The organism is Rhodococcus sp. JVH1 (genome assembly GCF_000280725.2).
Lineage (GTDB): Bacteria > Actinomycetota > Actinomycetes > Mycobacteriales > Mycobacteriaceae > Rhodococcus_F > Rhodococcus_F jostii_A.
Map to the genome: position 1 here is coordinate 3,474,963 of NZ_CP166289.1, position 24,831 is coordinate 3,499,793.

The window sequence follows — 24,831 nt, forward strand, 5'->3', positions numbered from 1 at the left end:
CGGTTCGAGCGGTGAGCCGGGATGCGGACTGGCAACATGGGTATATGTTCGATCTTCGGAGAAAGGCCCGTCTCAAGCTTCAACGTGCCATGTCCGAGGTGGTGGCCGAGTCGGATCGACGGTCCCGTGAGCTCACCGAGAACCAGCACGACCAGACCCTGGCAGAGCTGAGCGCGACCAATCAGGAACTCGCCCGGGTGCTGTCCGAGCTGTCCGATGCCCGCATGGAGATCTCCGACGTCCAGCAGCGGCTCGGCGAACTGGAGCAGCAGGCCCGCCGCGACATCACGCAGGCACTGGACGTGCGGGCCACGAACGAGGCGGCGGCGTTCGTGCTCGAACACATGCCGAAGGCGCCCGTGTTCTGGAATCCGCAGGACACGCTGCGCTACGGACTGTCGCAGGTGGAGGTCGAGGGGCTGGCCCTCGAGTTCGGGGTGGCGTCGGGCACCACGCTCCGGATCATCGTCGAACAGTTGAAGGACGCCGAGCACGAGGTATTCGGGTTCGACGTGTTCTCCGGTCTGCCGCAGACGTGGCGCACCGGATTCCCGGCCGGGGAGTTCGCGCAGGAGAATCTGCCGCAGGTGCGGGGCGCCCAGTTGGTGCCCGGACTGTTCGAGGACACCCTGTCGGGGTTCCTGGAGAAGCATCCGGGACCGGTGTCGTTCGTGCATCTCGACGCCGACCTGTACTCGTCCACGAAGTCGGTGCTCGACCGGATCGAACGCCGGCTGGTCGCGGGCACGGTGATCGTGTTCGACGAGTTCTTCAACTTCCCGGGCTGGCAGGAGCACGAGTACCGGGCGTGGGCGGAGTTCGTCGACCGCACCGGCGTCGGCTTCGAGTACCTGAGCTACACCGCGAACCACGAGCAGGTGGTCGTGCGGATCACCGCACCAGCTTCACCGCCTGCGTGACGTTGAACGTCGCGCGTTCGTCGATCCGCAGTCCGGACCGCGCGAGCGCCGCGAACGCCTCGGTGTCCTCGAAGTGGTACGGCGGCAGCGTCCACACCTCGTTGGACGTGTGCCGGATGACGCGCTCGGTGTCGCGTTCGTAGTCGGTGAAGAACCAGACCACGGAGCACGACTCGAGCTGGCCCGCGAGGTCCGGGACGGCGAGTTCGTCGTCCCACAGCGACCCCCGGCTCGCGGCCGTGGTCCCGAGCCCGATGTCGCGGGTGCCGTCGAATGCCGACGGCCGCACGTTCTTCACGAGCCGCAGCGACGTGGGGTTCCAGGCCGGCTTGTCGAACAGCACGCAGTCGCCGGGGCGGAGGTGTTCCCCGGCGAAACTGTTGACGGTGCTGAAGTCCATGCCGCTGGGTTTCGCCCACTGCTCGCGCTGGTCGAGGTAGCTCGGCGATGCGGCCACCACGAACACCGCGAGCACCGCCGCGGACTGCCACCACTTCCGGGCCAGGGCGGCCAGGCAGAGTCCGCCGACGAGGGCCACCGCCGGCGTGGTGAACGTGAAGTACCGCGGCAGATACACCGGGCTGCGCAGGAGCGAATACGCGAGCAACGCCGCCATCGGCACGGCGATCCACGGCAGCGCGACGGACAGCACCGGGGGCACACGGCGACCGCGCACCAGCGCCACCACCCCGGCCACCACCAGGACGGCGAACAGCATCGCGAACCACGGTGCGCCGACGAACCACTGGTACTCGGCGACGGCCCGCGGCAGGTGCCCGTCGAGCGGCGGGATCCACGCCACCTGGACGGATTCCCGGCGCACCAGCGCCACGAACGGCGCCGCGACCACTGCCCCCGCCGCCGTGGCGGACGCCCATCCGAGCCAGGACCGCCGGACCTCGCGCAGCAGAAGGATCGTCAGCAGGTGCGCGGGAACGAGGGTGATCAGGTAGACGAACAACACGATCGACACCGCCAGGCCGGCGGCGTACAGCGCCCACAGCCACCACCGCCGGAGCCTCAGTGCCGCAAGGAGAATCACGGTCAGCCAGACCGCGGCGGCAGCTGTGGCCGCGTAGCCGCGAGCCTCCGCGGCCGCCCACGTGACGCTGGGCAGGATCACGAACAGGATCCCGGACAGCACCGCCACCCGCCTGGTCGAGATCAGCGCACCGAGCACCACCACCCCTGCGCCCGCCGCGCCCGCGGCCAGGGCGCTCGGGAACCGGGCCGAGAACTCCGAGGCACCGAACATCGCGAACCAGTAGTGCATCCCGACGTAATACAACCCGTGCACGGCATCGATGTGGGCGAGCAGATTCGACAGGTCGGGCCGGGACCGCTGACTCGAGTACAGCGTCGCGACCTCGTCGTACCAGAACGACGGACGCCAACTCCACGCCGCGCCGAGCACCACACCGACAGCGAAGACGAGGAACGAATCCCGGAGCAGCCCACGCACATCGCGGGCCTGCAACGGTGCGGCCGACGTCACTTACCGTAGAGGCGAGCCCAGTTCTCCCGGCTGGTGAGCTGCGGCAACGCATCCCGGTACTGGCGCTGCGTCGACGCCGCATCCTCGCGGAACCGCTTCATCAGCTTCGCGGTCCGGGCCGTGAGCTCACGGGCCGTCTCCTTGTCGCGGCGGCGCACCCGCACCCCGGACTGGGAGGCGTCGGTGATGACGGCGGTGTCGAACAGCGACACGTGCCACCAGTGCGCCTCGGCCACAGGAATACTCGCGACACCGTGCTGGGTGCGGCCGAGCCACTGGTACGCGGCCCGCTTGGCGAGGACGAGGTCGATCTTGCTCTTGTCCGGCTCGAAACCGGCGTAGCGGGTGACGAGGTCGGAGTTGCGGACACCGGGAATGTTCGACGCGGGGTGCTTGACGGTTTCGGGGAACCGCTTGCGCTCCTCACGGATCGACGCCAGCACGGCCTGACCGCCGTCCTCGAGGACCTTCGGGCCCTCGAGGAAGTCCTCGATACCGCGAATCATGGTGTACGCCAACCCGTACTGCATCGACACGAGGTACTGGGTGATCTCCCGCGTCATCCTCTTGCTCAGCGACTTGGCGTCGAAGTCACTGTGCAGCGCGGCCGCGATCAGCGAGTTGCGGATGCTGAAGTACTTGGCCCAGTCGTCGCGGTCCTTCCAGTGGAAGTCCGCGTGCCACACACCGGCATTGGGCAGGGTGACGGTGACGAACCCGGCCGCGCGGGCACGGATGCCGTACTCGATGTCGTCCCACTGGAAGAACATCGGCAGCGGGAGCCCGATCTGCGCGACCACCTCGGCCGGGATCAGGCACGACCACCACGCGTTGTAGCCGGCGTCGACGCGCTTGTGCTGCTTCTTCTTGAGCAGATTGATGTCGTGCCGCGACCCGGCCGCCCAACGTCCCGCCTTCAGCTTCGACAGGTCCGCTTCCTCCGCGCTGACGTGCAGGTGCTCCGGGTTCATCAGGTACAGCATCTGCGCGCCGACGAGCGTCGGCTCGGTGGTGACGTTGGCGAACGCATTCATCCGCAGGATCGACTCCGGCTCGCACAGGATGTCGTCGTCCATCAGGATCAGGTTGGCGTGCTCGTTGATCCCCGACACCTCGTACATGCCGCGGGTGAATCCGCCGGCCCCGCCGAGGTTCGGCTGCCGCAGGTACACGAGCTTGTCGCCCAGGATCTCGGCGACCTCGGTGAACTTCTCCCGGTCCGACACGTGGTCGCTGCCCTGGTCGACCACGTACACGGCGTCGATGCCGGATGCCATCGTCGAGTCGTTCGCGATGGCGGCGACGGTCTCGGCGCAGTCGTCGGCGCGGTTGAACGTGCAGATCGCGATCGCGGCGGGCCGAATCACCGACGGCGCGGCGACGGTCCACTCCAGTTCGCTCACGGCGAGGGGGCCGTCGACGGCGGTGAACTCCACCCACAGGGAACCGCCGTCGAGGTAGGCGTCGAGCTTCGCGGACAGCGTCGCCGTGCCCGAGCCGTCGATCTCCGTCGTCGCGAGGATGCGCGAGTTGCCGCCCGAATCGGAGCCGCGCAGCGCCACCACGGCCCGACCGCCGGCCTCGTGGTGGAACCTGACGGTCACGTCGGTGACCGTGGTCCAGCGCTGGTAGTAGCTGGCAGCGAACCGGCCGAAGTACGTGTCGGTGTCGACCGTCGCACCCTTCTCGAGGTGTACGACGTAACGCTCGCGGTGGGCGCGGCCCTTGACGATCCTGGCGTACAGGTCGTCCTTGACCCGGGTGGTCGGTCCCGTGAAGAGACCTCGCGCCACCACGAGGCGGTCGGGTGCGCGATGCTCGGTGAGAGCACTCCGTACCGCGGCCGTGCTCCCGTCCACAGGTGCTACCGACGCAGACTCGTTCATAGTGCTCCTACTGTTCCCCGCGAGAGGTGGGCTGGACCGCGCCACGGCGACGGCACGATCCTCTTCTCGGTTCGCAGGGTATCAACCTCGCGACGTGCTCCCCGACCATGCGAGGCGCCCTCCGTCCCGGTGACGGGCCCGCAGCCGGAACAGCCCCACCCCCATCGCGAGCACATCGCCCCTGGATATGCGGGTGTCGTGGCTGTCGTGATCGGCGCTCAGACGCACCGGGACCTCGACCGGCACGATGCCCGCCCGCTCCGCGAGGTAGACGAGTTCGGTGGTGAACAGGAACCCGGGCTCGACGAGGTCGGGAACCAGTCTTCGCATCAGGTCGCCGTCCATCAGGACGGTGCCCTGGGGGTCGCCGGTGCGCATCCCGAGAACCACGCGGCGCAGCGCCGCGAAACCCCACGTCAGGGTTCCCCGAAGCGCACCGCGTTGCACCTGCGAGTCGGGGTGGGCCTTGGAACCGATCACGACTTCGGGCAGCCGGCCGTCGTGGCCGGCGAGCGTCTCGGCGCCATCGAGGTCGTCGAACCCGAACGGCAGATCGTCGGCGGTCAGCAGCACGTGCGCGCCGCGACTCGCCACCGCTCCCGTCCGCAACGCGTTGCCCATGCCCTTCTCGCTCCGCAGCACGGTGAGCGACACGGGTCCGGGCGTCCACTCGGCGGCAAGGCGGCCGCAGATGTCCGCGGTGTCGTCGGTGGATCCGTTCTCCACCACGATGATCTCGACGTCGTGACCGGCCAGGCGTTCGGCCAGCCGGTGGACGGTCTGCTCGATGACGGCGGCGGAATTGTAGGCGGGGACGACGACCGACAGCGCCTTCGGCGCACGTGCGCCTTTCTGGTCGTGGGAACAACCGAAAAGGCGCACGGGCGCAGCCTAACTCGTAGGCTCGGAGTCCGTGGCACCCTCCGCGTCCGTGTCCTCGACGTTCACCCGATCGATACACCGCGTGCCCGAGTGGATGGTGGCATCGGCGGTCGCGGTGGCTGCCGCGGCAATCGCGACGATTCCCCGGATCGTGTACGACCGCTTCTACTACGGCGGCGACATGCTGGAATCGTTCGTGCCGTCCTGGCACCGGATCGGCACCGAACTCCTCGCCGGGCGGTGGCTCACCGTCAATCCCGACGCCTGGATCGGCGGGAACTATGCGGGCGAGGCCGCGTACGGCCTCTACAACCCGGTCAACCTGGCCAACTACATCCTGGCCGCGACATTCGAGAACCTGTCCGTCGCGGCGTTCGTGATCATGGCCGAGTTCCTCGCGCTGTTCGCCCTCGCCGCGTATCTGCTGTGCCGCGAATACGGCGCCCGCCGCGGTCCGGCGATCCTCGCCGGACTGACCATTCCGTTCAGCGGTTTCACCCTGTTCTACGAGGCGGCGGGCTGGCCCTCCGGGATGATGGCCGTCGCGTGGGTGACGCTGTTCTGGTGGTCGGCGCTGCGCCTCTCCCGCGGTCGCACGAACCCGCTGGTCACCTTCGTGATCGGCGTACTGACGGTGAGCATGGGCAACCCGTACGCCGCGCTGGGCGCCGTCGTCGTTCTCCTCGGCATCGGGATCGGCCTGCTCGCGCAGCGGCAGTTCTTCCGGTTGTTCGTTCTGGTGATCACCGGCGCATGCGCGGGCACCGCCGCGCTGGTGACCTACCTGCCGCTGTTCCTCAGCGTCGACGTCACCACCCGCGCGGGCAGCACCGGCATCTTCAACGACACGTTCCTGCAGCCGCAGATCGGCGGCCTCGCGGGAATGAGCAGCCCGTCGTATCTGCCCGTCATCATGACGTTCGGCGGGCCGGTCGAGGTGATCCCGTCGCTGTACCTCTCGTGGTTCGTGCTGCCACTGCTGCCGTGGCTGCCGTGGGGCCGGATCCGCAGGCTGTTCGCGTCCACGGAGTTCCGTCGCGCGCACGGGCGACCACTGATCAGCCTGCTCGTGATCGCGGTCGTCTACTTCCTCTTCACGTTCGGACCGTCGAACGTCGGAATGTTCCGGTGGCCGATCCGGCTCGTCGAATACCTGTACCTGTGCGGGGTGATCGGCCTGGCGCTCGCGTTGTCGCTGGGCATCGCGCACGACCGGGTGCGTCACCGGGCGACGGCGTCGGCGGTGCTGATCGCGCTGGGCTTCTACCTGGCGTTCTCGTCCTCACCCGCCCTGACGCTGCGGCACACGCTGTTCGCGCTGCTCGTCGCGGCGCTGTGCGTGCTCGCGTACACCGCCTGGCGCACTCGGGGCCCGAATGCTCTCGTCGCCGCCCTCGTCCTGGGAACCGTGGTGGTGACCGCAGCGCAGGTCTGGTCCCTCACCCGCGACGTCGAACGCGATAGCCGCGTCGATCCGTCGAGCACGTCGGTGCTGTCCGCTCAGACGGACCGCTACCAGGGCACCGTGCTGCAACTCGCCGACCTGGACGACACGTCCCACGAGGACGTCAGCGCCGGCCGGATCCTGTTCGGCAACGAGATCATGGCGTCGTCCGCCGAGGGCAGCATCAACGCCTACACCGGCATCGGGTTCACCGAGTTCCAGGAAGCCCTGTGCATGGACTACCGCGGCGCCGTCTGCCCCGGGGTGTACGGGGCGCTGTGGCAGCCGGTGAACGCGGACATCCCGATCCCGCTGATCGACTACCTCCGGGTGTCGACGCTCGTCGTGGAGCACGGGCTCGTGCCCGAGGTCGCGACGGCACCGCCCCCACCCGGCTGGCACGTCACCGAACGCAGCGACTCCCGGACGGTGTTGCAGCGTGACCGGCCGCTGCCCCTGCCCGGACGCGTGTCGTTCGCGTCCGACGGCGTCCGGGTGCTCTCGTCCGAGACGAGCGCGGCGACGGAGACCGTGCGGGTGGCAGGCAGCGGCGGCACCGTCTGGTTCGCGCGCCTCGCGTGGCCCGGCTACTCGGCCGCCGTCGACGGCGAGCCGGTGGAGACGACCGCGGGGTGGCACGGTCTGCTCGCGGTGCCGATTCCGCCGGGTGACCACGAACTGGTCGTGACGTTCCGCCCGCCTCGGCAGAACCTGTCCGTGGCGGCGTTCGGCGCCGCGACGGTCGTGGTGCTGATCCTGTCCGTCGTCGATCCGGTGGTGCGCAGGCGGAAGCTCAGCGCGGCGACCACTCGGACGACGTGAACGCCGACGCCTCGGTGGAACCGGACCCCGCGACCGCGGCGGACGACAACGCGTCGGCGATCAGCTGGTGGCCGATCTGGTTCGGGTGGTCGCCGTCGTCGGCCAGCAGCCCGGTGGGGTCGCCGTCGCCCCACGTGCCCTTGAACGTGCTGAACAGGTCGACGTACGTGGCGCCCTCCGCGCCCGCGACCTCCGAGATGACGTCGTTGGCGCGCAGCGTCAGCGCGGCGCTGTCCCGGAGGAACTGCGGCCCGTACAACTCGCGGGCCACGTCACCGTCCGGGAAGACGTCCCAGTACCCGGTGACCAGCACTGCGGTCGGCTGACCGGCCCGCAGTTCGGCGATGCGGTCGAGCACGGACGTCAGCGTGGTCTGCAGCTGCGGCAGGACGGGTTCGAAGCAGCCCAGCCCGTCGTCGCCACCGCAGTCGCCGTCCAGGTAGTCGTCGAGTTCGGCGTAGAAGTCGTTGGCGCCGATCGTGACGGTGACGAGGTCGGCGTCGCGGACGGCGTCGGCGTCGTATTCGCCGGGTTCGAGTGAGTCGAGCAGGTCGGCGCTCGTCCAGCCCCCGACACCCAGATCGGCCACCTGCACGGCCACCGCGTCGTCGCCGGACAGCTGATCACCGAACAGTTCCACGAACGGCGTGCAGCCGGGGCATCCGTCACCGGCCGGGATGGAGTCCCCCAGGCCCACGAGGGTCGCGGTCGGCGGCGGCGATTGTGTCTGCGGCTGCGCCACCGGCGGTGCCACAGTCGTGGAACAGGCTGCGAGGAGCGGAATCACGACCGCCACGGGAACACCGAGAATCCAGCGTCGCACGGGGCCTCCCCATCACGTCCTGCGCCTCGGAGGGAGCGCTCGTCACCGGTCCGGACGAATTCTACCGACGGTCCCGCTCGGCTGCCGATCCCCGCGGGACCGTGCGGACGTGCGCCCGCTCGCCCTGGGGGCCGAACAGGCTGAGGATCTCCGCCGGTTGCGGTCCGGGGTTGCCGAACCAGTGCGGGACGTGGGTGTCGAACTCCGCGACCTCCCCCGGCGTGAGGATCACGTCGTGTTCGCCGAGCAGCAGTCGCAGCCGGCCGGACAGGACGTACAGCCATTCGTAGCCCTCGTGGACCTGCAGGTTCGGTATGCCGTTCGGGTCACCCGGCGGGATCACGTGCTTGAACGCCTGGATCCCGCCGGGCCTGCGGGTCAGCGGGATGATCGTCGAGCCGTTCCGCTCGAGGGGCCGCAGATGGACGCGGGGGTCGCCGGTGGCGGGTGCGTCGACGAGTTCGTCCAGGGGCAGCTGATGGGCGCGGGCCAGCAGGAGCATCAGCTCGAGCGTGGGTTTGCGCTGGCCGGACTCGAGCCGCGACAGGGTGCTCACCGAGATCCCGGTGGACTCGGAGAGCTGGGCGAGGGTCGCGCCGCGCTGCTGGCGGAGGGCTTTGAGCCGCGGTCCCACGGCGTCGAGGACGCCGTCCAGGTCGGGTACGTCGTCGTTCACACCCACCATGTTGCCACGGCAGCAAACTTGCTTGCCAGTTTTGCGGCCTCCCCGGACAGTGGACGTCACGAGGTCGACGAACGAAGGAGAACGCGATGGAAGACAGTTACGACGTAGTGGTCGTCGGCGGGGGCGCGGCCGGACTCGGCGGGGCACTGGCCCTGTCGCGGGCACGCCGATCGGTGCTCGTGATCGACGCCGGCGCCCCGCGCAACGCACCGGCCGGGCACATTCACAACTACCTCGGCCGAGAGGGCACCCCTCCCGGCGAACTACTGGCCATCGGACGCGACGAGGTCGCCGGGTACGGCGGCGAGATCGTGACCGGCACCGTCACGTCCGCCGACAGGGTCGGGGACGGCCAGTTCCGGGTGACGCTCGCCGACGGCGCGACCGTGCGTGCGCGGAGACTGCTCGTGACCACCGGCCTCGTCGACGTGCTCCCCGACATCCCCGGCGTGGCCGAGCGCTGGGGACGCGACGTCCTGCACTGCCCGTACTGCCACGGCTGGGAGGTCCGGGACCAGCCGGTCGGCGTCCTGGCCGGCAGTCCGCCGGCGGTGCACCAGGCGCTGATGTGGCGGCAGTGGACCGACAACGTGACGTTGTTCCTGAACGACGCAAACGAACCCACCGGCGAGGAGTACGAGCAACTCGCGGCACGCGGTATCGCCGTGTTCGACGGCGGTGTGGCCGGACTCGAGGTGCAGGACGACCGGCTGACCGGGGTCCGGCTGCGCACAGGTCAGGTCTTCCCCCTCACCGCCGTGGTGGTCCCGCCGCTGTTCCGGGCCCGCGCCGACTTCCTCACCAGCCTGGGCCTGGACACGACCGAGATGGAGATGGCCGGACACGTGATCGGCACCGCCGTCGCCGCCGACGCGACCGGCGCCACCGCGGTCCCGGGCGTGTGGGTGGCCGGCAACGTCGCAGACCCGAAGGCGCAGGTGATCGTCGCCGCCGGAGCCGGCCTGAGCGCCGCGGCCGCACTCAACGCCGACCTCATCGCGGAAGACACCCGCCTGGCAGTCGCCGGAGCGCTCAGCCGGTAGCCGACACCGTCGCCTCGTGGACCACGCGATGCGCGGGCAGGATCGACTCGCGTTCCGCGTCGGCGTCCCCCTCGCCGCCGATCAGCCCGACGTAATGCGCGAGCTGGGCGGCGAGGGGTTCGTCGCTGTAGCGGAGGGTGGGGATCTCGATCACCGTCTGCTGCTTGTAGCCGTCGCGGTCGGCGGGCAGGTCGTCGTCGATGTGCCGGTAGATGGTGATGTCGCGACGCAGGAGGTCGATCTCGATCAGGCGGTCCGGCTCCAGCAGCGACAACTGCCGGACCTTCCGGTGACTCACCCGGCTGGCCGAGATGGTGGCCACCGCACCGGATTCGAAACGCAGCACCGCCTCCGCGCAGTCCTCGGCCTCGTTGCGTCGCGAACTGTCGTGGAAGTACCCGAACTCGGCCTTCACGCCGACGGGCGGCGATCCGACGAAACCGATCGCGAGGTCGACGTCGTGGATCAGCAGGTCGGTCGCGACGCCGGTGGGGATGCGGGAGACGAACGGCGAGTGCCGGATTCCGTTGACCTGCCACACGTCACCGGCGAATTCGCGGGCCGTCCGGACCGCCGGGTTGTAGCGCTCGAGCAGGCCGCACATCAGCGGAACACCGGTCGCGGCCGCACGCTTCACCAGATCGGTGCTCTCCTCGTACGTTGCGGCGAGCGGCTTTTCGACCAGCACCGGCTTGCCGAGGTCGAGGATGCGGCCCGCCAACTCGTAGTGGGCGGGTGTCGCCGCCGCGACGACGGCGGCATCGATGCCGTCGAGTTCGTCGAAATCCGCAGCCCATGCGGTGTCGAACCGTGCGGCGACGTCCCGCCCGTGTTCCTCACGCGGTTCCACCAGCAGGGCGAGGTCACACAGCGGGGATTGCGCGAGAACGCGGGCGTGCAGCGAACCCATCTTGCCGGATCCGACGAGCGCGATCCGCGGTCGCGTGGACGTCATCACGCCTCCATCGCCTCGCGCACCGCGGCGACGATCCGGTCGACGTCGTCGGTGGAGAGTGCGGCGTGGACGGGGATGCTGAGGCACCGGCGGGCCACGGAGGTCGCGACCGGCGTCGGTGAGGCGATCACCCGGGGATGCTCGCGGTAGCAGTCGTAGTCGTAAACGGTTCTCGGGTAGTAGACGCCGCTGCCGACGTCCCGTTCGCTCAGACGCTGCGCGAGGGTGTCGCGGTCGATCGGCGCATCGGGTGCGAGGATCACGGTGAACTGGTGCCACACGTGCCCGCGGCCCGCGAGTTCCGCAGGCAGAACGAGACCTTCGACGTCCTTCAGACCGGTCCGCAGCGCCTCCGCATTGCGGCGGCGCGACTCCACCTGTTGCAGATAGGAACCCAGCTGCGGCAACCCGAGACTGGCCTGCAGATCCGTCATCCGGAAGTTCTGGCCCGCCATCTCGTATTCGTAGCGCCGTCGCATGCCCTGATTCCGCAGCACCCGCAACCGGTCGGCCACCGCGTCGTCGTCCGTCGTGACCATGCCGCCCTCGGCGGTGGTGAGATTCTTGGTCGCGTAGAACGAGAAGCAACCGAGCCCGAAGCTGCCCGCACCCTTGCCGTCGAACGTGGCACCGTGCGCCTGGGCGGCGTCCTCGACGACGGCGAGCCCCTCGGTCTCGGCCAGCGGCATCAACGCACCCATGTCCGCGGTCTGCCCGTACAGATGCACCGGCATCAGCACCCGGGTGCGCTCGTTCACGCACTCCGCAACGACGTCGGGGTCGAGCGCGAAATCGGCCTCCCCGATGTCCGCGAACCGGGCCGTCGCGCCGGAATCGAGAATCGCGTTGAGCGTGGCCACGAACGTGAAGGGGGTGGTGAGCACCTCGTCGCCCGGTTGAAGATCCAGCACCCGCAGCGCCGCGATCAGCGCGGTGGTGCCGCTGTTGACGGCCACGGCGCGCCGGGTACCGACGAGTTCGGCGAACCCCTCCTCGAACCTCGCGACCTTCGGTCCCTGCGCGACCATCCCGGATCGCAGGGTGTCGAGAACCTCGCGCTCGACGTCCTCTCCGAAAGAGATACTCGAGATCGCGATCACGGTTCCTCCGATAGATTGACGTGCGTTCACACCGTCTTCACAGATTGCACCCACTTGAAGGTTCCCACGGTCTGCACGGCTCCTGGAAGGAATCGCCAACTTTCATGACCATCGGTGAAAACTGCGAGATCCATCCGACCGTCGTGATAGGCGACGGCGTCACCGTCGGGGACCGGGTGAGCATCGGACCGTATGCCGTCCTCACCGGCCCTCTCGACATCGGCGACGACTGCTGGATCGGCGCCCACGCGACTCTCGGGGCGCCGCCGGAGTGGATCGGGAAGACGCATCCCCGCACGTGGACGGAGGTCAGCCCGCACCAGGGTGTCGTGATCGGCGCGGGCACCGTGATCCGGGAGATGAGCGCCGTCCAGCAGGGCGCCGAGCGGCCGACGACCATCGGGCGCGGCGGATTCGTCATGAACCACACGTCCGTCGAGCACGACGTCCGGATCGGCGAAGACTGCGTCCTCTCGCCGTCCAGCACCCTCGGCGGTCACGTGACCCTCGGCGACGGCGTCAATCTCGGCATGAGCGCGGTCGTGCATCAGCGGCGGGTGATCGGTGCGCGCGCGATGGTGGGAATGGGATCGGTGGTCGCCAAGGACATTCCGCCGTTCGCCACGGTGTTCGGCAATCCCGCGGCCCTGCGCGGCACCAACCGGGTGGGCATGAGCCGCGCCGGGATCGCCGACCGGGACATCGCGGCCGTGGCGGCGCTGTACGCCTCGGGGCGGCTCGACGCCGACGCGGAACTCCCGCAGTCGCTCGCCGGCGCCTTCGCCTGGTGGCGGGAGCTTGCGGTGAAACCGCTCGTTTCCTGATCCGGCGCCCTCCGATTGCTATCGTCGGAAACGAACGCTGCACCGTCGCAGCGCACTGCCGGTGAGGGGGTGGTTCTCGTGGATGCCGATCCCGAGATCGTCCCGGACCGCGGCGGTCGCGCCGTCCTGATGACCGCGCTGCGGATCCTCGTCACCCTCGCGATCGTCGTCGCCGTCGTGTTCGCCGTGAAATCGCAGTGGGCCGAAGTCAGGGACACGATCACCCAGCTGGACTGGTGGGCGCTCGCCGTTTCCGCGGTGTTCGTCTTCCTCGGCATGGGCGCGGCGGTGCGCGCGTGGCAGCACGCGCTCGGCGCCCTCGAACACCCGATCCCCGCCTTCGACGCCGCCCGCTGCTACCTGGTCGGTCAGCTCGGTAAGTACCTGCCGGGCAGCGTGTGGGCGTTCGTCCTCCAGACCGAGCTGGTGCGCCGGGCCGGGGTGTCGCGGGCCAACGGATTCGTCGCCGTCCTCGTCACCGTCGGGCTGAGCATCACGTCGGCGCTGGTCGTCGGGCTGCTGGCGCTGCCCGCCCTGTTCCACATCAGCACCGTCGCGGCGGTCGCGGTGATCGTTCTCGTCCCGATCGCCCTCATCTGCTGCTATCCCCCGGTCCTCACCCGGCTGGTGAACCTGGCCCTGCGGATCCTGCGGCGCGCCCCGCTGCAGCGGCAGCTGACCATGCACAAGATCGCGCGGGCCCTCGGCTGGTGCGCCGTCAGCTGGGTCCTCTACGGCGTGCACCTCTGGTTCCTCGCGTCGAGTTCGGTGGGATTCGCGGCGGGCACCCTCATGCAGTGCATCGGCGCGATCGCCCTCGGCATGTGCGCCGGCGTGCTGGTGGTGGTCGCGCCGTCCGGCATCGGGGTCCGCGAGGCCGTCGTCGTCGCGGCGCTGTCTCCGTTCATGGACAGCGGGGTCGCGCTCGGGCTGGCCCTCGCGTCACGCCTGGTGTTCACGCTGTGCGAGGTGCTCGCCGGGTTCGTCGCCGCGATCGCCGGTTCCCGTTCGCTGCGCAACGCCCTCGTCCACGAGGATTCCCGGGTGCCGCAGCCGTCCTGAGGAGACCGCGATGACGGACGCCTGGGAGATCGATCCCGCGTACGAGCTCTACATCGGCCGCTGGAGCAGGCTGGTCGCGTCGCAGTTCCTGCGGTGGCTGGCCGCGGGCGCGGGCGAGATGTGGTGCGACGTGGGTTGCGGGACCGGCGCCCTCGCCCACACCGTTCTCCGCACGGCAGATCCGGCCCGGGTGGTCGGCGTCGAACCGTCGCAGCCCTTCGCGGCGGCGGCTCGGGCCGGCACGGACGATCCCCGGTTCGAGGTCCGGTCGGGCACCGCCGAATCCATCCCCGCCGACGACGCCGAGTTCGACCGGGTGGTGTCCGGGCTCGTTCTCAATTTCGTCCCCCGCCCGATCGAGGGGCTCGCCGAGATGCGCCGGGTCACGCGTGCCGGCGGGACGGTCGCCGGGTACGTGTGGGACTACGCCGAGGGAATGCAGATCATTCGCGCGTTCTGGGACGCCGCGCGCGAACTCGACGAGGCGGCCGCGAACCTCGACGAGGGCGTCCGCTTCCCGCTCTGCCGGCCGCAGCCGCTCCGCGATGCGCTGTCCGCCGCGGGGCTGGCCGGCGTGGAGGTGCACCCACTCGACGTTCCCACCGTGTTCGCCGACTTCGACGACTTCTGGCGGCCGTTTCTGGGCGGTCAAGGGCCCGCGCCCGGATACTGCACGTCCCTGCCCGCCCTGCGGCGAGACGCGCTTCGCGACCTGCTCGATACCCGCTCGAGGCGCGACGACGCAGGCCGCATCGCACTGACCGCGAGAGCGTGGGCGTTCCGCGGAACCGTCAGCCGATGACGGATTCCGTGGCCGCGTACGCCTTCTCCGCGGATTCCTTCTGCGCCCGCCACCACAACTCGTTGTCGCGGTACCACCGCACGGTGGCCTCGAGGCCGCTGCGGAAATCCTTGTACTGCGGCGTCCAGCCCAGTTCGGTGCGCAGCCGCGTCGAATCGATCGCGTAACGCAGGTCGTGGCCCGGGCGGTCGGTGACGAAGTCGAGGTCGTCGGCGTCGCGGCCGAACAGCTCGAGCAGCGTTCCGACGACGGTCCGGTTGTCGACCTCGCCGTCCGCACCGATCAGATACGTCTGACCGAGACTCCCCTTCTCCAGGATCGTCCAGACGGCCGCGTTGTGGTCGTCGACGTGGATCCAGTCGCGCACGTTCTTCCCGCTGCCGTACAGGCGGGGGCGCACCCCGTCGATCAGGTTGGTGATCTGGCGCGGAATGAACTTCTCCACGTGCTGGTACGGGCCGTAGTTGTTGGAACAGTTCGACAGGGTGGCCCGCACCCCGAACGACCGCGCCCAGGCCCGCACCAACAGGTCGCTGGACGCCTTGGTGGCCGAGTACGGGCTCGACGGGTTGTACGGAGTCGACTCGGTGAAGCGCTCGGGGTCGTCCAGTTCGAGGTCGCCGTACACCTCGTCGGTGGAGATGTGGTGATACCGGACGTCGTGGGCGCGGACGGCCTGCAACAGCGAGAACGTGCCGATCACGTTCGTCTGCACGAACGGCGTCGGATCGGCCAGCGAATTGTCGTTGTGCGATTCGGCGGCGAAGTGGACCACCGCGTCCGAGTCCGCGACCAGACGGTCTACCAGCGCGAAATCCGCCACATCGCCGTGCACGAACTCGATGCGATCGGACACCGGGTCGAGCGACCGCCGGTTGCCTGCGTACGTCAGCGCGTCGAGCACCGTCACCTGCACGTCCGGGCGCTCGGCGACCGTCTGGTGCACGAAATTCGCACCGATGAACCCGGCGCCGCCTGTCACGAGAAGCCTCATGTGCACCCACCCTAGTGGCGTACCCGAGTTTCTATCCGACGCGAACACTGGAACACTGCGCACATGCGCGGAATCATCCTGGCAGGGGGCACCGGGTCCCGATTGCACCCGATCACTCTCGGAGTGAGCAAGCAACTTGTCCCGGTTTACGACAAGCCGATGATCTACTACCCGCTCTCCACCCTGATGCTGGCCAACATCCGGGACATCCTCGTCATCACCACCCCGCACGACGCCGAGCAGTTCCGCCGGCTCCTCGGCGACGGCTCCCAGTTCGGGGTGAACCTCACGTACAAGGTGCAGGAGGAACCGAACGGCCTGGCGCAGGCGTTCGTGCTCGGCGCCGATCACATCGGCAACGAGTCCGTGTCCCTCGTCCTCGGCGACAACATCTTCTACGGCCCCGGTCTCGGTTCCCGGCTGAACCGCTTCGAGAACATCGACGGGGGCGCCGTGTTCGCCTACTGGGTGTCCGATCCCAGTTCCTACGGTGTGGTCGAATTCGACGACACGGGCCGGGCGATGTCGATCGAGGAGAAGCCCGCCACCCCGAAGTCGAACTTCTCGATCCCCGGGCTGTATTTCTACGACAACGACGTCGTGTCGATCGCGCGCGACCTGAGGCCGTCGGACCGCGGCGAGTACGAGATCACCGACGTCAACCAGGCGTACCTCCAGGCCGGACGGCTGCAGGTCGAGGTGCTTCCCCGCGGAACCGCGTGGCTCGACACCGGCACCGTCGATTCGCTGCTCGAGGCGGCGAACTTCGTGCGCACGCTCGAACACCGGCAGGGCCTGAAGATCGGCGTCCCGGAAGAGGTCGCGTGGCGCCACGGGTTCATCACCGACGCCGAATTGTGCGCCCGCGCCGAAACTCTCGGCAAGTCGGGATACGGTGACTATCTCCTCGAACTTCTCGAACGCGGCAAGGACTGGTGACGTGGAGTATCGGGAACTGAAGGTTCCGGGCGCCTGGGAGATCACCCCGCGGCAGTTCGGCGACGACCGCGGCGTGTTCCTCGAATGGTTCAAGGGCTCGGAGTTCGAGGCCGCCGTCGGGCACAGCCTCGAACTCGCGCAGGCCAACTGCTCGGTGTCCGCCGCCGGGGTCCTGCGCGGCATCCATTTCACCGACAACCCGCCCGGACAGGCGAAATACGTCACCTGCGTCAAGGGTGCGTTCCTCGACATCATCGTCGATCTGCGGGTCGGGTCGCCGATGTTCGGGCAGTGGGATTCGGTGCTCATCGATGACGCCGACCGCCGCGCCGTCTACCTTCCGGCCGGTGTCGGCCACGCGATCCTGTCCCTCGAGGACGCGTCGACCGTGATGTACCTGTGCTCGATCGAGTACACCCCGGCCCTCGACCACGACCTCCATCCCCTCGATCCCGAACTGGGAATCGACTGGCCCACGGTGGGCCGGGACGGCAGCCCGCTGACGTTCCAGCTGTCCGAGAAGGATTCGGCCGCACCGTCTCTGCAGCAGGCCCTGGACGCCGGAGTGCTGCCCACCTTCCCCACGTGAGTGTTTTTGCGTGCCCGAGCACTCGATGGCACTCACGTGGGGTGGCAGGATGCGGACATGACAACTGACACCGGCGAGCGGTTGGAGGTCCGGCGTGCTGTCGCCGCGGACCCGGCGACGATCTTCGGCCTTCTCTGCGATCCCGCGGGACACGTGGCGATCGACAGTTCCGGGATGCTGATGTCCGCGGAAGGGGACCGCGTCACGGCGGCGGGCGACACGTTCGTCGTGCACATGGACCGCGACGCGTTGAACGACTTCGACCTCGGTCTCTACGACGTGACGGTGACGATCGAGACGTTCGTGCCCGACCGGGAGATCTCCTGGAAGGTTCTCGGGCAGATCCGGCCGCAGATCGGGCACGTGTACGGGTACCGGCTCGAGTCGATCGACGAGGGAACGATGGTGACGTCGTTCTACGACTGGTCGTCCATCGACCCGGTCTGGCGCGAGTCCGGGATCTTCCCGGTGATTTCCGAGAACGCCCTGCGCGCGACGCTGGGCATCCTCGCGCGCACGGTCGCCCCTGGACGTCCGCGACCCCAAATCGATCCACAGAATTGAAACGTGTTCTAGTATCGAGTGCGTGAACTTCGTCGTCGTCGACCACCCCCGGCCGGGCATCGCCCTGGTAACGCTCAACCGTCCGGAACGCATGAATGCGATGGCGTTCGACGTGATGATCCCGTTCCGCGACGCGCTGGAGGAGATCAGCAACGACAACGCGGTGCGCGCGGTGGTGATCACCGGCGCGGGCCGCGGCTTCTGCTCCGGCGCCGACCAGAGGTCGGCGGGCACGCTCCCCCACGTCGACGGCCTCACCCCGCCGACCGTCGCCCTGCGGGCCATGGAGATGCTCGACAACGTGGTGCTCTCGCTCCGCCGGATGCACCAGCCGGTGATCAGCGCGGTCAACGGCGCCGCCATCGGGGGCGGCCTGTGCCTGGCGCTCGCCTCCGACATCCGGATTGCGGCGGACGACGCCTACTTCCGGGCGGCGGGCATCAACAACGGCCTGACCGCGAGCGAGCTGGGCCTGAGCTACCTGCTGCCGCGGGCGATCGGTTCGTCCCGGGCGTTCGAGATCATGCTGTCCGGTCGCGACGTGCACGCCGACGAGGCCGAGCGGATCGGACTCGTGTCGCGGTGCGTGCCCGGCGAGGACCTGCTGGACGAATGCTTCGACCTCGCCGAGCGCATGTCGCGGTTCTCCCGGCCGGGCCTGGAACTGACGAAGCGCACGCTGTGGTCCGGGCTCGACGCCGCCTCACTCGAAGCCCACATCCACCAGGAGGGACTCGGGCAGCTGCTGGTGCGGCTGCTGACCGACAACTTCGAGGAGGCCACCGCCGCGCGGAAGGACAAGCGCGAACCCCGGTTCCGGGACCGGCGTTAGGGCAGAGACAGGCGTCAGGCCCGGGACAGCGCAGCGGCCGACGGCGCGAACTCGCGCAGGGTGAACGAATCCGACACGACCGCACGCAGTTCGGCGAGTCCCCCGGACAGCACACCGGCCGCCCGAGCCTGCACCAGGACGTTGCCGAGGGCGGAACCCTCGACGGGTCCGGCGACGACGGGCAGCCCGGTGGCGTCCGCCGTCAGCTGGCACAGCAGGGCGTTCTGGGATCCGCCGCCGACGATGTGCACCACGTCGATCGGCGTGCCGGTGAGCTCGACGACCGACTGCACCGACCGCCGGTACGCGTCCGCGAGACTGTCGAGCACACATCGGATCACCTCGGCCGGATTTTCCGGCACGCGCTGACCCGTCCGCGCGCATTCGGCGGCGATGCGGGCGGGCATGTCTCCCGGCGGCAGGAACACCGGCAGGTCCGGGTCGACGACGGAGCCGAGGTCGGTGAGCGCTGCGGCGTCCTCCAACAGTTCCTGCAGTGACATTTCGAGCCCGTCCGCCTGCCACTGCCGCATCGACTCCTGCACCAGCCACATGCCCATCACGTTCCGCAGCAACCGGGTGGTGCCGTCGACGCCGGCCTCGTTGGTGAACCCCGCCGCCCGCACGTCCTCGGTGCGCACCGGGCCGGGCAGTTCCGTTCCCACCAGCGACCACGTCCCCGACGCGATGTACGCGAACCGCGTGCTCGCCGCGGGTACCGCGACGACGGCCGACGCCGTGTCGTGGCTGCCGACCGCCACCACCATCGGGGGACGGTCCGTCGCGCCGATGTCTTCGGCGACATCGGGCCGGACGGGTCCGATCGCCGAACCGGGCTCCGCCAACGGCGGTAGCACGCGGTCATCCAGACCGAGCCGGGTAACCAGCGCACGATCCCAGTCGCGGCTCACCGGATCGAGCAGACCGGTAGTGGACGCATTGGTCACCTCGCCGACGCGCACCCCGCTGAGCCAGTACGCCAGAAGGTCGGGGATCATCAGCAACTGCTCCGCCACGTCGAGCCGCTGCGCGCCGCTCTCCCGCTCGGCCAGCAGCTGGTACAGCGTGTTGAACGGCAGTTGCGCGATACCGTTGCGCTCGAACAACTCCCGGTCCGGTATCGACAATCGCACCCCGGCCGCGACGCCCCACGTCCGCTGATCGCGGTAGTGGTACGGCATCCCGAGGAGCGAGCCGTCGCCGCCGAGGAGCCCGTAATCCACCGCCCACGTGTCGATACCGATCGACACGAGAACATCACCGCGGGCCTCGGCCTCCGTCGCCGCGGCCCGCAGTCCGTCCAGCACACCCCGGTACAGGCCGGCCAGATCCCAGTGCAGCGATCCGTCCAGCCGCACCGGGCGGTTCGGGAAGCGCGCGACCTCGTCGAGGGTGATCACGCCGTCGGCGACGCGGCCCAGCATCACCCGCCCGCTGGACGCGCCCAGGTCGATCGCGGCGAACGCATCCATCAGCGCAGGAACGCCGCAGCGACACCGGCATCCACGGGGATGTGCAGTCCGGTCGTGTGCGTGAGGTCGCCGCCGGTGAGCGCGAACACCGCGTTGGCGACGTGCTCGGGCAGCACCTCCCGCTTGAGCAGGGTGCGCTGCGCGTAGTACTCGCCCAGCTTCTCCTCCTCGACGCCGTACACGGCGGCCCGCTCGGCGCCCCAGCCGCCGGCGAAGATGCCCGAACCCCGCACCACACCGTCCGGGTTGATGCCGTTGACGCGGATGCCGTACTCGCCCAGCTCCGCCGCGAGCAGACGCACCTGGTGGGCCTGGTCGGCCTTCGTCGCCGAGTACGCGATGTTGTTGGGCCCGGCGAACACCGAGTTCTTCGACGAGATGTAGACGATGTCGCCGCCCATCGCCTGGGCGGTCATCACCCGCGCCGACTCCCGCGACACCAGGAACGAGCCCTTCGCCATCACGTCGTGCTGCAGGTCCCAATCCTTCTCGGTGGTCTCGAGCAGCGGCTTGGAGATCGACAGTCCGGCATTGTTGACGACGAGGTCGACGCCGCCGAACGCCAGCACCGTGGCCTCGAACGCCGCGGCGACCTGATCGGCGCTGGTCACGTCCGCTGCGACGCCAACGGCGACATCGCTGCCGCCGATCTCGGCGGCGGCCTCGGCCGCCTTCGCCTGGTCCAGGTCGGCGATGACGACGCACGCACCCTCCGCGGCGAGGCGCTGCGCGATCGCCTTGCCGATCCCCGACGCCGAACCGGTGACCAGGGCGATGCGGGTGGCGAGCGGTGCCGGCTTCGGCATGCGCGCCAGCTTCGCCTCCTCGAGGGCCCAGTACTCGATGCGGAACTTCTCCCGCTCGTCGATCGGCTGGTACGTGGAGATGGCCTCGGCACCGCGCATCACGTTGATCGCATTGACGTAGAACTCGCCCGCCACCCGCGCGGTCTGCTTGTTCGCGCCGAACGAGAACATCCCGACACCGGGGACCAGAACGATGGCGGGGTCGGCGCCGCGCATCGCCGGGCTGCCCGGCTCCGCGTACTCGGCGTAGTACCGGGCGTAGTCCTCGCGGTAGGCGGTGTGCAGCTCACGCAGTCGCGCGGTGACGTCCTCGAGCGACGCGGTCGGCGGCAGGTCGAGGACCATCGGCCGGACCTTGGTGCGGAGAAAGTGATCCGGGCACGACGTGCCCAGCGCGGCGAGACGCGGATGCTCCTGCGCCGCCAGGAAGTTCAGCACCTCGTCGCTGTCGGTGAAGTGCCCCACCTGCGGGCGATCGGTGGACGCCAGTCCACGCAGCAGCGGGAACAGTGCGGCGGCGCGGCGGCGGCGCTCCTCGGCGGGCAGAGCAGCGTAGCCCGCGATCGCGGGACCGAACGGCTCCTCGCGGCCGTTGTCGGCGATGAACTGCTCGGCGGTGCGGATGATCTCGAGCGAACGCTGCTCGCATTCCTCGCTCGTCGACCCCCATGCGGTGATGCCGTGACCGCCCAGGATGCAGCCGATCGCCTGCGGGTTCGCCTCCGCGATGGCCGAGATGTCGAGGCCCAACTGGAAACCGGGGCGGCGCCACGGCACCCACACCACCCGGTCGCCGAAGCACTTGCGGGTCAGCTCCTCACCGTCCGCGGCAGTCGCGAACGCGATGCCGGAATCGGGATGCAGATGGTCGACGTGCGGCGCGTTCACCAGACCGTGCATCGCGGTGTCGATCGACGGCGCGGCGCCGCCCTTGCCGTGCAGGCAGTAGTCGAAGGCGGCGACCATGTCGTCCTCGGCGTCGAGGCCCGGGTAGACGTCGGTCAGGGCGCGGACCCGGTCGAGGCGCAGCGCGGCGAGACCGGCGGGCTTCAGCGTGCCGAGGTCACCCCCGGAACCCTTCACCCAGACGAGTTCCACCTCGGCGCCGGTCACGGGGTCGACGTCGGTTCCCTTGGCGGAAGTGTTGCCGCCGGCGTAGTTGGTGTTCCGAGCGTCGGCGCCCAGTCTGTTGGACCGTGCGATCAGTTCGGCGATCGTGCTCGTGGCGTTCACTTCGTGTTTCTCCCTCGAGATTCTTGACTTCAGACCCGGATGAATTCGATGCCGAGCAACTCTGCTGCGGCCTTGATCGCGCCGGCGCGGTGCCCGACGCACAACGCCCAGTGGTGACCGGTCCCGGTGGCACTCCACTCGTCCGTCCACTCCCCCGGATCCCGGCCGAAGTCGACCCGGGACGTGGTGTTGCCGATCGCCAGCAACGGGCCGGGAACCACTTCGCCCTCGGACGCGATGAAGGTGTACGAACCGTCGCGGTTCTGTCCGACCGCGAAGGTCGTGACGGGCCCGTGGGTCACGTCGAACTCGACGCTGACGCCGTACCCCCGCTTGCCGTGATAGACACCGAGACCGCGGAGCAGCGGTTCGGCGGACGAGATCTGCAGATGCGCAGGTCCGTCGTGACCCATTTCGACGACCCCGTCGCGGAAGTTCAGTGCCTGCAGTTCCGTGAACGATCCACCGGCGCCCATCCGGTCCGAGACCAGCATCGCGACCGCGGTGCGAATGTCGTACTCCCCGGCCAGCGGAATACCGCGGGCGGTGAGCAGGGACGCTCCGAAAATCATTCCGGCGCCGAGCTGTTCGTGCAGTTCACCGCCGAGCCCGCGGTGGTAGTACGCCATGGCGTCGAGCGCGAAGTCTGCGACGAGGCGGTCGAGTCCGACGGAGACCCTGGCTCCCCAGGCGAGATCGTCCGCGTTCACCGAACTGTCGAGCGCGAAAATCTCTTTCGCGAGCGCGACGCGGTCTGCCGTCTCACGATCGGTGACCGCATCGACCCGCACCCGGAGGTCGTCGAATTCGAGCACCTCCACATGCGCGCCGAACTGCGACGACAACAGAGTCATGTCGGTCGAGATGTCGAGCATCCCCGGGTACAGGTGACCCATGAGTCCGAGCCGGCCGTGCCGCAGGGCGGCCCGTGCCGAGGCGGCACTCACCCAGGCGTCGATACGCCGCCAGGCGTTCTCGTCGTGCAGATACCCCGACACCGACCGGAAGTCGATGCCGCTGCGCCGGAACACGTTCGCGACCTCCGGCAGCGGGCACTGTCCGCAGTAGGCCAGCCACGTCCCCGTGTCGGTGTTCGCGTGATCCATCGCCTCGGTCGGCTGCAGATCGATCAGCAGCACCGGAACGTTGGTCCGCTGCGCGATCGGCAGCACCATCGACGACGTCAGGTAGGTGGTCAGGAAGATCACCACCAGGTCGCAGTCGGCCTGCCGCAGCGTCTCGGCCGCGACGGCGGCCTCCTGCGGGTCCGAGACGAACCCGGCATCGACGACCTGACAGTCCTGCTCCTCGAATCGGCCCGTCACGTAACGGGCGGACTCCTGCAGGATCCCCAGGAGTCCGGGGAACTGCGGCCAGTAGGCGCCGAGCCCACCTGACACCAGCCCCAGCCGGGTCTTCCGGGGACGCACGCGGTCGAGGCGGGCGGGCACGGCGTCCGCCGTCGTCGCGGTCATCACGCGCCCCAGCTCGCCTGGTTTCCGCCGACCCGCTCGCGCTCGATCCGCTCCAGGTATCCGGAGCGCGCGAATGCGCCGATCGGGTCGGCTTCCCTGCCCTGCGATTCGCGCAGTTCCGCCAGCAGCGGCCGGACGTCGGTGTTGTACCCGTCCATCAATACCGCGTGGGCGCCGAGCACGTCACCCGACTGCTGGGCCGCCTCGAGTGCGTCGCCGTCGACGAGCAGTGCCTTGGCCGTGGCTTCCTGGACGTTCATGATCGACCGGATCTGGCCGGGAATCTTCGGCTCGATGTTGTGGCACTGGTCGAGCATGAAGTTCACCCCGGAATCCGGGAGGTGCGCTCCCGCCCGGACGATCTCGTGCATGATCCGGAACAGCTGGAACGGGTCCGCGGATCCGACGATCAGGTCGTCGTCGGCGTAGAAGCGGGAGTTGAAATCGAAGGCGCCGAGCCGTCCCTGCCGGATCAGCTGGGCGACGATGAATTCGATGTTCGTGCCCGGCGCGTGATGACCGGTGTCCAGGACCACCTGCGCCTTCTCGCCCAGCGCCAGGCAGTGCAGCAGCGACGTTCCCCAGTCGGGAATGTCGGTGGTGTAGAAGTACGGCTCGAAGAACTTGTACTCGATCAGCAGGCGGTGATCGTCGTCGAGTTCGGCGTAGATCTTCTGCAGCGAATCGGCGAGCCGATCCTGCCGGGCGCGGATCGAATCCTGGCCGGCGTAGTTGGTGCCGTCGGGCAGCCACAGCTTCAGATCCTTCGAGCCCGTCGCCCGCATGACGTCGATGCACTCGACGTGGTGGGCGACGGCCTTCGCGCGGATCTTCGGGTCGGCGTTGGTCAGCGACCCCAGCTTGTAGTCGTCGTCCTGGAAGACGTTGGAGTTGATCGCCCCCAGCGACACCCCCTGATCGGCGGCGAACGCGGCGAGCTTGCCGAAGTCGTCGACACGGTCCCACGGGATGTGCAGCGACACCCGCGGCGCCGCTCCGGTCACCCGGTGCACCTGTGCGGCGTCCTCGATCTTCTCGTACGGATCGCGCGGGACGCCGGCGGTGGCGAACACCTTGAATCGGGTGCCGGAATTCCCGTATGCCCAACTGGGCACTTCGATTCCGAAGTCGGCGAGGGCGGAGATGTCGCCGGCCGCGCGCCGAGTGTCAGTTGCCGTCATGGT

Annotated in this window: 22 protein-coding genes; 10 read left to right on the forward strand and 12 right to left on the reverse strand. The window is 69.1% G+C overall.

The window, feature by feature from the left end; all coding sequences use genetic code 11:
- The first annotated feature begins 44 nt into the window (after nucleotides 1–44).
- Nucleotides 45–920 (forward strand): class I SAM-dependent methyltransferase, encoded by an 876-nt coding sequence (locus JVH1_RS15905; RefSeq protein ID WP_029539696.1) that lies wholly within the window; start codon nucleotides 45–47, stop codon nucleotides 918–920.
- Here JVH1_RS15905 and JVH1_RS15910 read toward each other — a convergent pair.
- From JVH1_RS15910 to JVH1_RS15920, 3 genes are all read right to left on the reverse strand, one after another.
- Nucleotides 892–2,415: a glycosyltransferase family 39 protein gene (locus tag JVH1_RS15910; protein WP_009477182.1), complete on the reverse strand. Its 1,524-nt coding sequence runs from the start codon at nucleotides 2,413–2,415 to the stop codon at nucleotides 892–894. The two genes, JVH1_RS15905 and JVH1_RS15910, sit on opposite strands and share 29 nt — an antisense overlap.
- Nucleotides 2,412–4,301, reverse strand: a complete 1,890-nt coding sequence (locus JVH1_RS15915; RefSeq protein WP_009477181.1) for a glycosyltransferase — start codon at nucleotides 4,299–4,301, stop codon at nucleotides 2,412–2,414. The genes JVH1_RS15910 and JVH1_RS15915 overlap by 4 nt, the downstream gene beginning before the upstream one ends.
- An 81-nt stretch (nucleotides 4,302–4,382) precedes the next feature.
- Nucleotides 4,383–5,183 (reverse strand): glycosyltransferase, encoded by an 801-nt coding sequence (locus JVH1_RS15920; protein WP_009477180.1) that lies wholly within the window; start codon nucleotides 5,181–5,183, stop codon nucleotides 4,383–4,385.
- A 94-nt stretch (nucleotides 5,184–5,277) separates the two neighbouring features.
- On the opposite strand from JVH1_RS15920, the gene JVH1_RS15925 reads away from it, so the two are divergent.
- Complete coding sequence (locus JVH1_RS15925; RefSeq protein WP_043780619.1) at nucleotides 5,278–7,449, forward strand: membrane protein; 2,172 nt, start codon at nucleotides 5,278–5,280, stop codon at nucleotides 7,447–7,449.
- Here JVH1_RS15925 and JVH1_RS15930 read toward each other — a convergent pair.
- The gene (locus tag JVH1_RS15930) at nucleotides 7,421–8,272 is read right to left on the reverse strand and encodes an SGNH/GDSL hydrolase family protein (protein ID WP_009477178.1); all 852 of its coding nucleotides are present in this window, start codon (nucleotides 8,270–8,272) and stop codon (nucleotides 7,421–7,423) included. The genes JVH1_RS15925 and JVH1_RS15930 overlap by 29 nt on opposite strands.
- Nucleotides 8,273–8,333: 61 nt before the next feature.
- Nucleotides 8,334–8,957 (reverse strand): helix-turn-helix domain-containing protein, encoded by a 624-nt coding sequence (locus JVH1_RS15935; protein ID WP_043780538.1) that lies wholly within the window; start codon nucleotides 8,955–8,957, stop codon nucleotides 8,334–8,336.
- An 86-nt stretch (nucleotides 8,958–9,043) separates the two neighbouring features.
- On the opposite strand from JVH1_RS15935, the gene JVH1_RS15940 reads away from it, so the two are divergent.
- The gene (locus JVH1_RS15940) at nucleotides 9,044–10,000 is read left to right on the forward strand and encodes an NAD(P)/FAD-dependent oxidoreductase (protein ID WP_009477176.1); all 957 of its coding nucleotides are present in this window, start codon (nucleotides 9,044–9,046) and stop codon (nucleotides 9,998–10,000) included.
- Here JVH1_RS15940 and JVH1_RS15945 read toward each other — a convergent pair.
- Nucleotides 9,990–10,955, reverse strand: a complete 966-nt coding sequence (locus JVH1_RS15945; RefSeq protein WP_009477175.1) for a Gfo/Idh/MocA family protein — start codon at nucleotides 10,953–10,955, stop codon at nucleotides 9,990–9,992. The two genes, JVH1_RS15940 and JVH1_RS15945, sit on opposite strands and share 11 nt — an antisense overlap.
- Nucleotides 10,955–12,055 carry a DegT/DnrJ/EryC1/StrS aminotransferase family protein gene (locus tag JVH1_RS15950; protein WP_009477174.1) on the reverse strand — a complete coding sequence of 367 codons (1,101 nt, stop codon included), beginning with the start codon at nucleotides 12,053–12,055 and terminating at the stop codon, nucleotides 10,955–10,957. The genes JVH1_RS15945 and JVH1_RS15950 overlap by 1 nt, the downstream gene beginning before the upstream one ends.
- 104 nt (nucleotides 12,056–12,159) lie before the next feature.
- Between JVH1_RS15950 and JVH1_RS15955 the strand changes: the two genes are divergently transcribed.
- From JVH1_RS15955 to JVH1_RS15965, 3 genes are all read left to right on the forward strand, one after another.
- On the forward strand, nucleotides 12,160–12,879 hold the full coding sequence (locus tag JVH1_RS15955; protein WP_009477173.1) for a DapH/DapD/GlmU-related protein: 720 nt from the start codon (nucleotides 12,160–12,162) through the stop codon (nucleotides 12,877–12,879).
- 69 nt (nucleotides 12,880–12,948) lie between these two features.
- Entirely contained in the window at nucleotides 12,949–13,941 is a 993-nt protein-coding gene (locus JVH1_RS15960; protein WP_009477172.1) for a lysylphosphatidylglycerol synthase transmembrane domain-containing protein, read from the forward strand.
- A gap of 10 nt (nucleotides 13,942–13,951) precedes the next feature.
- Nucleotides 13,952–14,743, forward strand: coding sequence for a class I SAM-dependent methyltransferase (locus JVH1_RS15965; protein ID WP_009477171.1), 792 nt, complete (start codon nucleotides 13,952–13,954; stop codon nucleotides 14,741–14,743).
- Here the strand turns inward: JVH1_RS15965 and rfbB are convergent.
- Entirely contained in the window at nucleotides 14,733–15,737 is a 1,005-nt protein-coding gene (gene rfbB / locus JVH1_RS15970) for a dTDP-glucose 4,6-dehydratase (RefSeq protein ID WP_043780535.1), read from the reverse strand. The two genes, JVH1_RS15965 and rfbB, sit on opposite strands and share 11 nt — an antisense overlap.
- Nucleotides 15,738–15,800: 63 nt before the next feature.
- Here rfbB and rfbA point away from each other — a divergent pair, with 63 nt between their 5' ends.
- The 4 genes from rfbA to JVH1_RS15990 are packed head-to-tail and all read left to right on the forward strand — an operon-like array spanning nucleotide 15,801 to nucleotide 18,661.
- Nucleotides 15,801–16,676, forward strand: coding sequence for a glucose-1-phosphate thymidylyltransferase RfbA (gene rfbA / locus JVH1_RS15975; RefSeq protein WP_009477169.1), 876 nt, complete (start codon nucleotides 15,801–15,803; stop codon nucleotides 16,674–16,676).
- A gap of 1 nt (nucleotide 16,677) precedes the next feature.
- The gene (locus JVH1_RS15980; protein WP_009477168.1) at nucleotides 16,678–17,265 is read left to right on the forward strand and encodes a dTDP-4-dehydrorhamnose 3,5-epimerase family protein; all 588 of its coding nucleotides are present in this window, start codon (nucleotides 16,678–16,680) and stop codon (nucleotides 17,263–17,265) included.
- Between the two features lie 57 nt (nucleotides 17,266–17,322).
- Nucleotides 17,323–17,829 carry a polyketide cyclase gene (locus JVH1_RS15985; RefSeq protein WP_009477167.1) on the forward strand — a complete coding sequence of 169 codons (507 nt, stop codon included), beginning with the start codon at nucleotides 17,323–17,325 and terminating at the stop codon, nucleotides 17,827–17,829.
- Between the two features lie 22 nt (nucleotides 17,830–17,851).
- Complete coding sequence (locus tag JVH1_RS15990; protein ID WP_009477166.1) at nucleotides 17,852–18,661, forward strand: enoyl-CoA hydratase; 810 nt, start codon at nucleotides 17,852–17,854, stop codon at nucleotides 18,659–18,661.
- Nucleotides 18,662–18,675: 14 nt separating this feature from the next.
- On the opposite strand, the gene JVH1_RS15995 is transcribed toward JVH1_RS15990, so the two are convergent.
- The 4 genes from JVH1_RS15995 to rhaI are packed head-to-tail and all read right to left on the reverse strand — an operon-like array spanning nucleotide 18,676 to nucleotide 24,828.
- The gene (locus tag JVH1_RS15995; protein ID WP_009477165.1) at nucleotides 18,676–20,133 is read right to left on the reverse strand and encodes a rhamnulokinase family protein; all 1,458 of its coding nucleotides are present in this window, start codon (nucleotides 20,131–20,133) and stop codon (nucleotides 18,676–18,678) included.
- Nucleotides 20,133–22,172 (reverse strand): bifunctional rhamnulose-1-phosphate aldolase/short-chain dehydrogenase, encoded by a 2,040-nt coding sequence (locus JVH1_RS16000; RefSeq protein ID WP_009477164.1) that lies wholly within the window; start codon nucleotides 22,170–22,172, stop codon nucleotides 20,133–20,135. The genes JVH1_RS15995 and JVH1_RS16000 overlap by 1 nt, the downstream gene beginning before the upstream one ends.
- A gap of 29 nt (nucleotides 22,173–22,201) precedes the next feature.
- On the reverse strand, nucleotides 22,202–23,647 hold the full coding sequence (locus JVH1_RS16005; RefSeq protein ID WP_051033743.1) for an L-fucose/L-arabinose isomerase family protein: 1,446 nt from the start codon (nucleotides 23,645–23,647) through the stop codon (nucleotides 22,202–22,204).
- Entirely contained in the window at nucleotides 23,647–24,828 is a 1,182-nt protein-coding gene (gene rhaI / locus JVH1_RS16010; RefSeq protein ID WP_009477162.1) for an L-rhamnose isomerase, read from the reverse strand. The genes JVH1_RS16005 and rhaI overlap by 1 nt, the downstream gene beginning before the upstream one ends.
- Nucleotides 24,829–24,831 lie beyond the last annotated feature (3 nt).